Origin of the sequence: Aetokthonos hydrillicola CCALA 1050 (genome assembly GCF_017591665.1) — a bacterium.
Classification (GTDB): Bacteria; Cyanobacteriota; Cyanobacteriia; order Cyanobacteriales; family Nostocaceae; genus Aetokthonos; species Aetokthonos hydrillicola.
The window spans coordinates 45,401-59,474 of the sequence record NZ_JAAKGC010000049.1; the positions used below are offsets into that span (position 1 = coordinate 45,401).

Annotated in this window: 13 protein-coding genes; 7 read left to right on the top strand and 6 right to left on the bottom strand. The window is 41.9% G+C overall.

Translation table 11 applies throughout. The annotated features are described in order from the left end of the window. The first annotated feature begins 123 nt into the window (after positions 1 to 123). Positions 124 to 405 (top strand): hypothetical protein, encoded by a 282-nt coding sequence (locus G4P69_RS22410; RefSeq protein WP_208344367.1) that lies wholly within the window; start codon positions 124 to 126, stop codon positions 403 to 405. Positions 406 to 534: 129 nt separating this feature from the next. Here the strand turns inward: G4P69_RS22410 and purF are convergent, their stop codons facing one another. The 3 genes from purF to G4P69_RS22425 all read right to left on the bottom strand — a co-directional run bounded on the left by purF (position 535) and on the right by G4P69_RS22425 (position 6,311). Then, positions 535 to 2,043, bottom strand: a complete 1,509-nt coding sequence (gene purF / locus G4P69_RS22415; protein ID WP_208344368.1) for an amidophosphoribosyltransferase — start codon at positions 2,041 to 2,043, stop codon at positions 535 to 537. Between the two features lie 141 nt (positions 2,044 to 2,184). Continuing rightward, entirely contained in the window at positions 2,185 to 4,551 is a 2,367-nt protein-coding gene (gene purL, locus G4P69_RS22420) for a phosphoribosylformylglycinamidine synthase subunit PurL (RefSeq protein ID WP_208344369.1), read from the bottom strand. A 1,274-nt stretch (positions 4,552 to 5,825) separates the two neighbouring features. Then, positions 5,826 to 6,311, bottom strand: coding sequence for an allophycocyanin subunit alpha-B (locus tag G4P69_RS22425; RefSeq protein WP_208344370.1), 486 nt, complete (start codon positions 6,309 to 6,311; stop codon positions 5,826 to 5,828). Between the two features lie 169 nt (positions 6,312 to 6,480). Here G4P69_RS22425 and rlmD point away from each other — a divergent pair, with 169 nt between their 5' ends. Both rlmD and G4P69_RS22435 read left to right on the top strand, forming a co-directional pair. Further along, on the top strand, positions 6,481 to 7,848 hold the full coding sequence (gene rlmD / locus G4P69_RS22430) for a 23S rRNA (uracil(1939)-C(5))-methyltransferase RlmD (RefSeq protein ID WP_208344371.1): 1,368 nt from the start codon (positions 6,481 to 6,483) through the stop codon (positions 7,846 to 7,848). A gap of 431 nt (positions 7,849 to 8,279) precedes the next feature. After that, complete coding sequence (locus tag G4P69_RS22435) at positions 8,280 to 8,729, top strand: ATP-binding protein (RefSeq protein ID WP_208344373.1); 450 nt, start codon at positions 8,280 to 8,282, stop codon at positions 8,727 to 8,729. Between the two features lie 28 nt (positions 8,730 to 8,757). On the opposite strand, the gene G4P69_RS22440 is transcribed toward G4P69_RS22435, so the two are convergent. Beyond that, entirely contained in the window at positions 8,758 to 9,036 is a 279-nt protein-coding gene (locus G4P69_RS22440) for a DUF6439 family protein (protein WP_208344372.1), read from the bottom strand. A 126-nt stretch (positions 9,037 to 9,162) separates the two neighbouring features. On the opposite strand from G4P69_RS22440, the gene G4P69_RS22445 reads away from it, so the two are divergent. Together G4P69_RS22445 and asnS are read left to right on the top strand one after the other, a co-directional pair. Further along, positions 9,163 to 9,525 (top strand): hypothetical protein, encoded by a 363-nt coding sequence (locus G4P69_RS22445; RefSeq protein WP_208351283.1) that lies wholly within the window; start codon positions 9,163 to 9,165, stop codon positions 9,523 to 9,525. Between the two features lies 1 nt (position 9,526). Next, positions 9,527 to 10,918, top strand: a complete 1,392-nt coding sequence (gene asnS / locus G4P69_RS22450) for an asparagine--tRNA ligase (RefSeq protein WP_208343156.1) — start codon at positions 9,527 to 9,529, stop codon at positions 10,916 to 10,918. A gap of 54 nt (positions 10,919 to 10,972) precedes the next feature. Here the strand turns inward: asnS and G4P69_RS40490 are convergent, their stop codons facing one another. Continuing rightward, positions 10,973 to 11,116: a ribbon-helix-helix protein, CopG family gene (locus tag G4P69_RS40490; RefSeq protein WP_208343153.1), complete on the bottom strand. Its 144-nt coding sequence runs from the start codon at positions 11,114 to 11,116 to the stop codon at positions 10,973 to 10,975. 528 nt (positions 11,117 to 11,644) lie between these two features. Between G4P69_RS40490 and G4P69_RS22460 the strand changes: the two genes are divergently transcribed. Continuing rightward, on the top strand, positions 11,645 to 11,956 hold the full coding sequence (locus tag G4P69_RS22460) for an NIL domain-containing protein (protein WP_208343145.1): 312 nt from the start codon (positions 11,645 to 11,647) through the stop codon (positions 11,954 to 11,956). A 115-nt stretch (positions 11,957 to 12,071) separates the two neighbouring features. Here the strand turns inward: G4P69_RS22460 and G4P69_RS22465 are convergent, their stop codons facing one another. Beyond that, positions 12,072 to 12,749: a response regulator transcription factor gene (locus tag G4P69_RS22465; protein ID WP_208343142.1), complete on the bottom strand. Its 678-nt coding sequence runs from the start codon at positions 12,747 to 12,749 to the stop codon at positions 12,072 to 12,074. Between the two features lie 1,139 nt (positions 12,750 to 13,888). Between G4P69_RS22465 and G4P69_RS22470 the strand changes: the two genes are divergently transcribed. After that, a partial coding sequence (locus G4P69_RS22470; protein ID WP_208351286.1) for a co-chaperone GroES occupies positions 13,889 to 14,074 on the top strand: 186 nt, incomplete at its 3' end.

Below are 14,074 nucleotides of genomic sequence, written 5' to 3' on the forward strand. Positions count from 1 at the left end.
GTCAGAAGCCAGAATTCAATATGAATTTTGTATGTGACTAGTGGATGAGTAGGAGAGTTTGAATCTCCATCCGAATTTATTCTGACTCCTGAATTCTGGATTCTGAATTCTTTTGGTTCATTTATGTCCGAAATTTATTATTTGGTTCGTTCAAAAACTGACGGTCATTATCTAGCTGCTCACCCCAACCCTGACGAGGCTTCAGGTTACGTATTATTATTTCGCGAACAATTCGACGCCCTCAGTTACCTCAACACCCATGCAGGAGAATTAGCCAATCGCTTCAGTGTGGAATCTCTAGTGAGTTCCCAGCTAAAAGGCTTACTGAAGCGCTGGAGTTTCAAAGGCGTCGCCATTGTTACCGATCCATTATTGCCCAAAGTTGAATTTTTGCAGCAACAGTAGGGCATGGGAGCAGAGGAGCAGAGGAGCAGGGGAGCAGGGGAGCAGAGGAGCAGAAATGACACTCTTAAACGAGTAGATCTCAGTCCTTAATACCCTATGCCCCATGCCCATTGCCCTATGCCCATTGCCCTACCCCAGTACTACTGGTGCTTTTTCTAAAATTAGCTTAGAACGTTTGACCTGTTCAGGAATGGCAACGGGATAATCGCCAGTGAAGCAAGCAGAACAAAAGCTTTCAGGATCTTCTCTGGTTGCTTCAAGCATCCCTTGCCAACTTAGATAAGCAAGGGAATCTACTTCCAATAACTTGCTAATCTCTTCCACTGACTTGGTAGCTGCTATCAGCTGATCTTGATTATCAGTATCAATACCATAAAAGCAAGGGTGAGTTACTGGGGGTGAAGAAATTCGCATGTGAACTTCCACGGCACCTGCTTCACGCAAGGCTTTGACAAGTTTACGACTAGTCGTACCCCGAACAATAGAATCATCGACTATGACGACTCGTTTCCCATACAACACGTCCTTTAAAGGATTGAGTTTCATGCGTATACCTGACTCACGCATAGTTTGTGTTGGCTGAATAAAGGTACGCCCCACATACCGATTTTTTATCAACCCTTCTCTATAGGGAACGCCGGAACTTTGAGAAAAACCAATAGCAGCAGGAATACCAGAATCAGGAACCCCAAAAACAATATCAGCCTCAGTATAAGATTCTTGAGCTAGTCTTTGTCCTAAACGCATTCGATAGCTATACAAACTTTCTTCTTGCATAAGACTATCAGGACGAGCAAAGTAAATCATCTCGAAGATACACAACTTTCTCTGCTGCTTTTGACTCCATTGGTAAGAAGTCAAACCTTCTTCTGTGATCCACACTAATTCACCTGGTTCTACATCTCGGAGATATTCAGCACCAATGATGTCTAAACCACAAGTTTCTGACGCAAGAACGTAACGGACTGGATGCTCACCTAATGTCCCGATAACAAGAGGACGAATACCATTAGGATCTCGGACACCCATAACGCCCGAGGGAGTACCAACGACCAAGCTAAAGGCTCCTTGGCAACGTTGAAAAGCTTGACTCGCTCCTTCTATCCAGTTTGCACCTGCATCAATTTCTTGGGCAATAGCAAAAGCAATCATTTCTGAGTCAGTTGTTGTTATCAGGTTGTATTTCTGCTTTAACAACTCCTCTCTCAGGTGTACGGTATTGACTAAATTTCCATTATGTGCTAGAGCGAGTTTCCCTAGACGCGTTTCTACAAGAGCAGGCTGAGCATTTACTTTGCGGCTGGAACCTGTGGTTGAATAACGAGTGTGACCAACGGCTATACTACCAGTCAAAGTGCTTAAAATTGATTCACTAAAGACTTGGGATACTAACCCCATATCTTTATATAAATGTACGTGTGTACCTTCAAATGTGGCAATGCCAGCAGATTCTTGACCCCGATGCTGAAGAGCGTACAAGCCAAAGTAAGTTAATTTGGCTACGTCTTCTCCAGGTGCGTAAATGCCAAAAACACCACAAGCTTCTTCAGGCTTGTCACTAGACGTTTCATCTGCTGTAATCACGTCTTTAGCCTGCTCCTGGTGATTATCTGATATGGCGGGAGAATCGGGAATCATTGTAGATTTACTCCTGATGACGGTGTCAAGTCTCTTAAACTATGTAAATGGGTAGTTAAAAAAATCTTAACTAATTGTTAACACTTTAAATCAACTAAAAATCTATCCTACTAGTACAAGAGGATGAAAATTATATGATCTTTAGCTTGTGGGGCTCTTTAAGCGCCTTTCTATTGCCTGTGAGTAGCGATCGCTGATTTCCTTCATCGTAACGTTGATTACAGTTTGATTATCAGACGACCAAACCCGCAAACCAATTTCGGAATTCCGAACCTTACCAAGATTTTGCCAATCTTGAGCAAGAGACTCCTGTAGATATAGTTCCCAAACTTCTTGTTGTGCTTGCACCACAGAAACTAAAATGCGTGGACCACCCTCACCAAATAACACTTCATCCCAGCGTGATTCTGAGCTTTCTAAGGTGATTTCTGCACCCAAATGACTATTTACACAACATTCTGCCAAAGCCACTACTAAACCACCTTCAGCACAGTCGTGAGCAGAACGCACCAATCCTCGACGAATTCCTTCACGACAAACTTGCTGGACTTTACGTTCCAAATCAAAGTCTACTCGTGGTGGTTTTCCTGCAACAGTACTATGAATAACGGCTAAATATTCTGAACCACCTAAAGTGATATTGGATTGAGATGATCCTAAAAGATAGATAATATCATCTTCAGCTTGCCAAGCTTGACCACATATCTTGCTTAAATCTGGCACTAACCCCACCATACCTACAACTGGAGTAGGGTAGATTGCTTGAGGGTTGCCCTGAGAATCAAGAGTTTCATTGTATAGTGACACATTTCCACCAGTAACTGGTGTTGCTAATTCTCGACAACCTTCAGCCAAACCACGACACGCTTCAGCTAATTGCCAATAACCGATAGGTTTTTCGGGGGAACCAAAATTTAGGTTATCTGTCACCGCTAGAGGTTCTGCGCCTACACAACTAAGGTTACGAGCTGCTTCTGCCACTACTGCCTTAGCTCCCTCATAGGGATCAAGATAAACGTAACGAGAATTACAATCAACTGTAGCAGCAACACCAGATTGGGGCGTGGGGCATGGGGCATGGGGCATAGGTGATTTTTCCCGCACCTCCTTTTCTTGGGAACGCAAGCGGATAATAGCTGCATCCGCGCCACCAGGAAGCATAACAGTATTGTTCTGCACTTGATGGTCATATTGGCGATAAACCCAACGTTTAGAAGCAATGGTAGGAGTATCAAGTAAAGTCAACAGAATATCATTCCAACTGTGCAAGTTTTCTTGAATTTGGATACCAGAAATTGTGCTTTCAGGTAAAACATCAGGTGTCCATTCCCAAGCTTTACGAGCATATTCTGGGGGTTCTGGTAAAACTTCTCGGTGATACAAAGGCGTATTTTCCGCCAAAGCGTCTGTTGGGATTTCTGCTGCTACTTTACCTTTAAACAAGATTCGCACAATCGGTTCAGTAATGACGGTGCCAGCGACAACAGCATGCAGTCCCCAACGTTCAAAAATATCAATTAACTCTTGTTCACGTCCCTTTTGAGCAACAAATAACATCCGCTCCTGAGATTCAGAAAGCAGATACTCATAAGGAACCATTTCTGTTTCTCTGACAGGAATCTTGTCTAAATCCAGTTCAATTCCTACATTACCCTTAGCCGCCATTTCCGATGTTGAACAGGTGATACCGGCAGCGCCCATATCCTGTGCTGCGACAACAACGCCTGTTTTAAAAGCTTCTAAGCAGGCTTCAATTAACGACTTTTCTAAAAATGGATCACCCACTTGAACGGCTGGACGGTCATCAATTGACTCATCACTAAGTTCTGCGCTAGCAAAACTTGCGCCTCCCATACCATCTCGTCCCGTGGTAGAACCAACATATAGTACAGGATTTCCTATACCAGACGCTCCTGATTTAACAATTTCTGGGGTTTCCATCAACCCTAGCGCCATGACGTTTACTAAGGGGTTACCAGAGTAGGCGGAGTCAAAATAGACTTCGCCGCCCACTGTAGGCACACCAACGCAATTACCATAGTGAGCTATTCCAGCTACAACACCGTTAAAAAGCCGTTGGGTTTTGGCATCTTCTAATAAACCAAAGCGCAGAGAGTTTAAGACAGCAATAGGACGCGCACCCATTGTAAAGATATCTCGAAGAATACCGCCAACTCCTGTTGCTGCCCCTTGAAGGGGTTCGATGGCTGAGGGATGGTTGTGAGATTCTATCTTAAACGCAAGTTGGAGCCCATCTCCTAAATCTACAACACCCGCATTTTCACCTGGTCCTACTAGAATTCGAGGGCCTGTGGTAGGAAACTGTTTTAGTAAAGGTCGAGAATTCTTATAACAGCAATGCTCTGACCACATTACCCCGAACATTCCCAGCTCAGCTTTATTGGGATGACGCCCTAATCTTCGGACAATCTCTTCATATTCTTGTGGCTTCAAACCAACAGAGGCAATCTCTGCTGGGGAAAAGGGAGATTCGGATATGGAAACCATGAAATTAATGTGTCAAGGGAACAGAGCATTATTTTACAAAAAATAGGGTGTTGGGTGTAGGGGGCAGGGGGCAGCGAGCAAGGGAGGCAGGGGAGGCAGGGGAGGCAGGGGAAGCAGGGGAGGCAGGGGGAGAATAATGGCTCCTAACTTCTGGCTCCTGACTCCTGACTCCTGACTCCTGACTCCTTAGAAGATAAGTATTAATAGTTCGATTTTGGTAGAAGTTGGTGGGAAAATATCCGGAATCTTGCTTAAATATCTGAAGAAAGAAAATAGGTTAAATAAGAAGCATACCGCAATGTTTAAATTGTCTTGCTGGGCTCTTGGCTAGGTTATATAAATTGAACAGCATATTCCCATCACTCATATTTTTTCAAAGTCGTCATGCTTCAGTTAGAGGACATTGGGTGCCTAGAGTATTCTGAAGTTTTGATTTGCCAAATTCTTAACTGCCCTCATGATTTTGAGGAGGATTCCTTATGAGCAAAAATTCATCTTGAGTAAGATTATCTTAGCCAAGTATTAATAAGACTATATAGATACTATATGGCGTAAGCATAGCACTATTAAAAGGGCTAGTCTAGGTCTTAATTTAGGTATACCAGTGCTATACTTTCGTCAAAAAAACAACTGAACTGTACATCCTTCTTCCCTACAGCAAGAGTGCCATTCCCTGTTACTTATCTTAACTAGCGAGTTCTACAACTCGTTTAGGATTGCTGCGAACAAAAGCAATATTAATTTTTGAAATATACGTAGAGTGATTTAGCATTGGATAATACCGCATATGAAGTCCTTGGTCCTTTACTAGCTTCTCTCTTAATTAACCTGCAAATACTCAGGTCTTTTGGAAATTAGAGTTTGAGTTCTTATATAGTTTAGAAATATTTGATGGCCATACTAGTAAAAAATTTTGTAGTATAGATTTAAGTATGCTCGATTAGTGATAAGAATCACAAAATATATATGATCTAAATCCTATTCTTATAACCGTCAAATTGGAAGAATCACTAATAGCTGAACTCTAGCCGAGTCATTAACAGGGAACACACTAATTGCCGACAGCCTTGAAAAAGACTATCGGCTTTTTTGTATTTTTTTTAATACTTGTTGATTCTTGCTACTTTTTTGCATAAATTAAATTTCCCCACACCTTGTTGGTAACTTGACAGAAATTCTGCCATAGCCACTACCAGATGTGGGGAGAATGGAGCAAATTAGAGTGAATCGGCTTTGGGAAGTATCGAAATGTATGTAGCAAGCACTAGTTTGTACTAGGACATTGCTTGAATGATATAATCGAAATAAGGTGCTGTTTCAGAAGCGTCTTCTGCTGCGAGTAAGTTCAAAGCAGCTTTTTTCAGACTACTAATAGCCTCTACCATTCCAGGTACAGGTACTCCTAGAGAATTGTACATTTCCCGTACACCAATCAAACCTATGCTTTCGATTGGTCCTTTATCACCAGCAAGTACACCGTAAGTAATGAGGCGCAGGTACCAGCCAAAGTCACGGATACACAAAGCACGCTGACGTTCACCATAAGCGTTACCGCCAGGCGAAATAAAGTCAGGACGCTTCTGCCAAAGTTGTTTGGTTGCTTCTTGAACTATCTTTTTTTCATTTTCAGCTAGCGTAGTGGCAATCCGTACCCTTTGTTCGCCGGTTTGCAGAAAGTCTTTGATACTGCTGAGCTCGCCACTGCTAGGATAGCGCAGTTCGTCGTCAGCTTTGAGAATAACTTGGCTTACTACAGTCATGATTTTCCAATACATGAAATATTATTTGTTATTTGCTAGTTTAACGAGTCTTGTGAACACTAGTAAACTCCCTAGACTTTTTCCCTCAAGGTTCCTCTTCAACTGAAGTAGCGTAGAAATTGAAGGGCGTCATAAAAGATCTGCTCAACTAACAACTAATCTTTCACCAATGACTCAAACACTTTGGCAACAGGGTAAATTAATTGAACTTACAATCACAGACTTAAGCGACACTGGCGATGGGGTGGGGCGCTGGGATCAACGGGTGGTATTTGTACCTGATACTGTTCCAGGCGATCGCGTTGTTGTGCGCTTAACATATGTTAAACCTAAATACGCTCACGGTAACTTAACACAACTGTTACAATCTTCGCCTTACCGCGTCCAACCTAGTTGCATTGTGGCTGATAAATGTGGCGGCTGTCAGTGGCAACATATTAGTTATGAGTACCAGTTAGAAGCCAAGCGAAATCAAGTTATTCAAGCTTTACAACATATTGGTGGTTTCGTGCAACCACCAGTAGATAGAGTTTTGGCGGCTCCTTCGCCTTTGGGTTATCGGAACAAAGCGACTTATCCCTTAGATGTATCTCGAACGGGACAAGTACAAGCAGGTTATTACCAAAAACGTAGCCACCAATTAATTAATTTAAATCAATGTCCAGTCCAAGACTCGAGATTAAATCCACTCCTTGCAGAGGTTAAACAAGACATTCAAAAGCAGGGGTGGGAAATTTATAATGAACAGCGCCACAGCGGTTTCTTACGTCATCTAAGTTTACGGATTGGTCGTCGCACAGGGGAAATGTTACTAACTTTGGTAGTGAAGGATTGGAATTTGCCTGGAATTAAAAACATGGCAGATTTTTGGTTAAAGCGCCACCCCCATTTGGTAGGAGTTTGTTTAAACCGCAATCCATCTCGTACTAATGCGATTTTTGGGGATCAAACCCAATGTATTGCTGGAATTCCTTACCTGAGAGAACAATTTTCTGGATTAGAATTTCAGGTGCGCCCAGATACGTTTTTCCAAGTTTATACTGAGACAGCAGAAGCATTGTTAACAATTATTAAATCTGAACTCAATTTTCAGGGAAATGAAGTATTAGTTGACACCTACTGCGGGATTGGAACCTTAACTTTGCCTCTGGCACAACAAGTTTATCAAGCTACTGGGTTAGAAGTGCAACCAGAGGCGGTAGAACAAGCAAGATTTAATGCTCAGATTAATAATATTAATAATGTTAATTTTATGGCTGGTGCAGTCGAGAAATTACTTCCACATCTGGAAGTGACACCAGATGTGGTTTTGCTGGATCCGCCTCGTAAAGGGTGCGATCGCAGCGTTATCGAAACATTATTGCGTCTCAAGCCACCTCGTATAGTTTACGTTAGCTGTAAGCCAGCTACCCTCGCCCGTGACCTAAAATTACTTTGCCAAAATGGCGTATATACCATCACACGCGTACAACCGGCAGATTTTTTCCCCGAAACTGCTCATGTGGAAACAGTTGCCTTTATTAGGCTGTCATATTAAGGGAAAGGTAGTTACTTTTTGATCAAAACTAAAATTTCAAATTTATAGCCGATCTCATAGTAAAAATGCTAAACTCGAGTTAAGCTAAAGATCTAATCCATTTTGGGAACAAAGATCAAAGTGTTATGGGCTATTCATACACTTAAAATCGGTTGCTTATATTGTAGAGCGGCACATAAAAGAGTATGTAAATATTCTTTGCTATAAACAAACCATTTTTGTTTTACTTGATAACTGCTTGGGCGGTTTCATCTTCACCGTTTTACACGAAAAACCAATATTAAGATAGAGAGCCAATGCTCCCTAGCATTTTCAAAATTTAGTTGCAAAGACGCAAGTTTGAAGGCAACATGATCACCTCAGTTCTAATCAGGGTGCCTGTGACAACAAACTCATGTCTAGCTAACTCTGAAGGCTACGGGGTTATTCTTGTGATTACTATTTCGCTTCGTCCTGCGGGACGCAATTGGGGTACAATTAGTTTTGCCTCCACTCTATATCTTTGCCCAATATTAGATTTACTACTGGCAGAGATTCCAGGAAAATTGCAATCAGAACTGCGACTAGGACTTCAGGAAGCCTTGGTAAATGCAGCCAAACACGGCAATAACCTCGACCCTAGTAAAACTGTCGTTGTTCGTTTTTCCTTAATAGATAATCAATATTGGTGGATAATATCAGACCAAGGCGCAGGCTTTACTCCTTCAGCCTCTTGTGATGTCGATCCGGCTGAATATCTACCTCCCGAAGAGGCAGAAAGCGGTCGTGGTTTATCTATTCTTCATCAAATATTTGATCAAGTAGAATGGAATAGGAAAGGCACAGAGTTAAGGCTCTGTAAACAATTAGAAACTCGACCTCGACTCGCTATGCGGCGCTAATTAAAAATTAGTTACTTTTGATTTTTAGTTATTTTCCGCCGTGAGTTGGACAAGGTGGTGCAGAAATAGAATTATCTAACCAACCAGCTGCTTGCTGGAGTCTTTGCAACGCTTCTTGTGGTTCATCTTTAAGAAGAAACACAAGAGCTGCTGCTGCTTGTTCACGAGCACGAACTTTGCGGTTAGACTTAAGGCGATGCCAATCGTCAGAAGAAACGCTCAGCTTCTCCATTAAAGCTTGAGCAAGTTCTAGGGTGCTAAACTCATTCAGTTGACTCGTTTTAGGTGGTTGAGTTGACTGAGACATAACTATTGGTTTTCCTTTTATAAAGAAGAATTCAGAATTCAGGAGTCAGAACCCAGAATGAAGTTGTTGGTTTATTCTGGCTCCTGAATTCTGTCTCCTGACTCCTTCTTATTTTACTACTTGTCAATGAACCGCCCTCAACAACCGTCCGAATCATCCCAAAACGAAAATCACGAACAAGATTTTGCACAGGATTTATTAGAAGCAGAGCGATCGCTCATTGCATTAAAAGAACGTTACGCTCAAGTACAGGCGGACAAGTCTCTTCAAACAGAACTACAACAACGCCTGAAAAATATACGTCACAGCCACTTGCCTGAAATGAAAGCTGAGTTACGGCAAATTAAACAACAGTTAGAACTACTAGAAGTTAGTTTAGAAAGTCAGTTGTTTTCTTGGAGTAGCGTGAAAAAACCTTTTTGGCAAGCAGTCCGGTTTGGTGGATTGGGCGTTATCATAGGCTGGGTATTAAAGTCTATTGCTACATGATATGGTAAATCGACGGATTGCGGAAATATTGCGAAATGGTCAACCTGATGAGTCGCTGATAGTTCAAGGCTGGGTTCGGACAAAACGGGAGTTGAAAGAGTTTGCTTTTATCGAAGTTAACGACGGCTCATCCTTGGCTGGTTTGCAAGTAGTACTCAATCAGGATTTACCAGATTATGATAAAATTTTGAAAAAAATCAATACAGGCGCTGCTGTGGAAGTTGCCGGAATTTTGGTACCTTCTGTTGGTAAGGGACAGCGCATCGAATTGAAAGCAAAAGAAGTGAAAGTCCACGGGGAAGCTGATCCCGAGACTTACCCTCTACAAAAAAAACGTCATTCTTTTGAGTTTTTACGCACCATTGGGCATTTGCGATCGCGTACTAATTCCTTTGGTGCTGTTTTTCGTGTGAGAAATGCCTGCGCCTATGCTATTCACCAATTCTTCCAAGAAAAAGGCTTTTTATGGGTACATACTCCTATCATCACAGCAAGTGACTGTGAAGGAGCAGGAGAACTTTTTCGTGTCACCAGTTTAGATTTGACAAACGTTCCCCGTACAGAAAATAAATCTGTAGACTATAGTAAGGATTTTTTCGCTAGACCAACATACTTAACAGTGAGTGGTCAATTAGAAGCGGAAGTCATGGCGATGGCGTTTAGCAACGTCTATACTTTTGGTCCCACTTTCCGTGCTGAAAACTCCAATACCTCACGCCACTTAGCAGAATTTTGGATGGTTGAGCCAGAAATGGCTTTTTGTGATATCGAAGGAGATATGGACTTAGCTGAGGCTTTCCTTAAGCATGTCTTTAAGCATGTGATGGAAACTTGTCCAGAGGACATGGAATTTTTCAACCAGCGTATAGATAATACCGTTTTGGCAACGGCAGAGAATATTATCAACAATGAATTTGAGCGAATAACTTACACGCAAGCGATCGCCGCCTTAGAAAAAGCTGATGTTCAGTTTGAATACCCTGTAAGCTGGGGTTTAGATTTACAGTCAGAACACGAACGCTATCTTTGTGAACAATTGTTTCATAAGCCTGTCATCGTGACTCACTACCCGGCGCAAATCAAGGCATTCTACATGCGCTTGGACGAAGATGAAAAAACCGTCGCTGCTATGGATATTCTCGCACCAAAAATTGGTGAAATTATCGGTGGTTCTCAACGTGAAGAACGTTTAGATGTCTTAGAGCGCCGTATCCAAGCACAAGGTATGAAGTTAGAAGATTTATGGTGGTATCTGGATTTGCGTCGCTACGGTACTGTCCCTCATGCTGGCTTTGGCTTAGGTTTTGAGCGACTTGTACAATTTATGACTGGAATGGGAAATATCCGAGATGTAATTCCCTTCCCACGCACACCGGAAAGTGCCGAGTTTTAACAAATTCGCGGAATTCCCCATCCGCCGTGCGGTGGGGATGGATAGGGACAAAAATTAGAGGTTCGATGCCTCTAATTTTTGTAAATACTGCCTAACTGCCTCCCTGACAATATCATTGATTGAGCGTTCTAGGTTTTTGCTTGTTTGTTGTAAGTTTTCATGTTCTTTGTCAGAAAATCTAATATTTAGTGCTTTCATCGTTGACAACCAGTACTATTTTGATGCTATTATAGTACTGGTTGATGACCCACCTGATTGCATGGAACATAAAGGCTAACTTCAAAGTAGCGGTACGACGCTTGCCGCTATATACATCAAAGCTCAGGAAACGCAGTTGACCACTGACTCTTGAAGTTAAGCTAACTGCCGAACAGTGTTCGCTTGTCGGACTAGCGGAGGGAAGCCCGCTACTGCCTGTGGACGCCTTGTAAGACCTCCATCGTACTTGGTACGAACTTGTTCCAACAGAGGCAGGGCGGATGAAGCGGGAAGCCCTGTTAGACGAATAAAACCGTCCTTGTACTTAGCTTGATCTGGGGGAAGCCCCAGCTTCAGCCGAAGGCAAGCTGGGGTACTTCACTACCTATTAGTAGAATAATTGAGTTTACGAAAGGCAACTAATACCAAGTTGCCTTTTTGTGTTTAACAGTGTTAAATTAACATAATATACACTAATCCTAGTGTAAAACCGGTATTTAGAATCAAAGCTCTAAAGATAAAACTACTATGGCACTTTCTACGGAACAGGTTACATCTACCACTATCTTTAAAGATAACCGACGCACAGAAAAGCGCGTCAGAATATACATTCCGAAGAATTTACACGGTGAACCAGTTATTTCAAATATAATTTCTCGTTACCAAGTCACAATCAATATTCGTGCTGCTCAACTAGGGAGTCAGATCCCTCAAGAAGGCTACTTTGACTTGGAAATCCGAGGAAAAGCCTATCAGATTGAAAATGTATTAAGTTATTTAAATGGACTCCACGTAGAAATTGAGGATCAATTAACCACCGAAGAGCTAGATGGTTGGTGAGCAATTGTCAATTGTTCTGAGATATTAAACAACCTTCAGCAAGAAATGGCGTGCTAGGAGGTTTCCCTCCACAGCAAGCTTTTATAGAACGATTTGCGTTTTACCGCAAAACTGTCTATGCCATCTGGTTTTCAATCGCCCACCGTGCTAGTTCGGTACGGTTATGGAGACTGGTTTTACCCAACATGTTAGACACATGGCTTTCAACCGTGCGTTGACTGACATTTAGTTCTTCAGCAATTTCGCGGTTAGCTAGACCTCTAGCCACAAATTGCACTACTTTTAGTTCTGTTGGGGTTAATTGTACATCGAAGGGAACTTGAATACGGGAACCGTTTTCGCCTCCTTTTGCTTGATGTTCTTTCCACCGAATGGTTTGCTTAAGAGAAGATTCTACTTGTGCTACCAATTCTTCAGGTTCAAAAGGCTTGACCATATAGACATCAGCGCCTTTATTCAACCCTTTGACTCGATCGGCACTTTGTCCCTTGGCTGAGAGGAACAGAACAGGAATCCAACTGGTACGTTCATTTTTACGGACTTGGTCTACAAAAGTATATCCGTCCATTTCTGGCATCATCACGTCGCAGATGATCATATCTGGAATATCCTGCTCTAAAATTTCCAGTGCTTCTTGACCATTTTCGGCGGTGATGACTTCATATCCTCGAAACTCCAAATAATCCTTCACCAGCAAAATGAGGTTGGGGTCGTCATCAATCAGTAGGAGTCGTTTGTGATCTTTCATGCTGGGTTCTTTCATAGCAGTGGCACTAGTCGCGCTTTTATCCATTAAGGTCTTGAATAGTTATCCTCTATGGTGGATTATTGAGATGTTGTGCTTTTTTCCCACTTAACCTGCCTTTGCTTTGTGTAGCTCTTATAAAGAATTTATAACTTCTAAGAAACCACGATACCAACGGCAAAAGTTTAGTAAGGATACTTAGAGCAGTAGTATCTATAATGCGCTATTATATATCGCTTTGAAAAATGCGGGTCAAAAAACATCGATTAAATAATAATCTTTTAAGTTAACAAATAATTGTTGGCTTTAGATGCTCCTGGATCAATCAAGCCAACCCGCTGTTTCCCAAGCTTACCGCTTTCCATATCCTACAAAGGTTAAGGCTCTATTTCGTTATTTAGAACAAGCTAGGGATTTTCTGGCGGATGGATTAAAAACGCATATTTTCCCACCATCTTCTTTGTTTATTTAGTGTTCTTGGATAACCATTTCAACAACTTCCGGATTTGCTTAGCTTTTGCCAAACATTATCCGAATAGACTACCATTATCTGTCCTCAACAACAAACTCGCAAGCAGTTGAGTTAGCTTTATTTCACGAAATTTGGCCACAAAGGCTATTTTGCGAAAAATAAGCTTCCTTGAAATACAACAGAATTCACAATTTCCGCACTAAGAAGTCAAAATGTCTTTCTGTCTAGCTTTTAGACAAAAACATTGTACTTCACACACGAACAATGCGCTGCATTTCCAGGATTCAAGGCTGGCTTTTTATACCCAGACATATAGCTATTGTCTGGGCTCTTGCATATAAGAACTTGTTCGGTGAATTTTTGCGATTCGTAAACTTTCAGGGCAACGGCTCAGGCCTAGATTTTTTTACAGATTCCGAGCCTCTTGGGAATTTACGGCTGAACTCTCTTAGTCTATTGTTACCCATTATTTCACATATCCCTGATGACTGTTGTCTGAACATTTCACTGCTTTGCAAATAAATCTGTCCATATACAAATATTCATGACTTTCAAGAGAAAACCAGAAAGTTAAGAATTATTGAGTATTTTTACTTGAGTATACTCATGATTCCTTAGTTCGGTAACCCGTACAAAAGAAAACGTTGCCATATGAGACTGTTTTTAGATACATTAGCACTCAGGAGTTGAGAGTGCTAACTCTGGAGAAATTTTTATGGCAGCAGTATCTCTAAGCGTTTCGACAGTAAAACCGTTAGGCGATCGCGTATTTGTAAAAGTGAGCGCCTCTGAAGAAAAGACCGCCGGTGGGCTGTATTTGCCCGACACGGCTAAAGAAAAGCCTCAAGTAGGCGAGGTAGTCGCTGTAGGTGATGGCACAGACACAGATGATGGAGCTCGT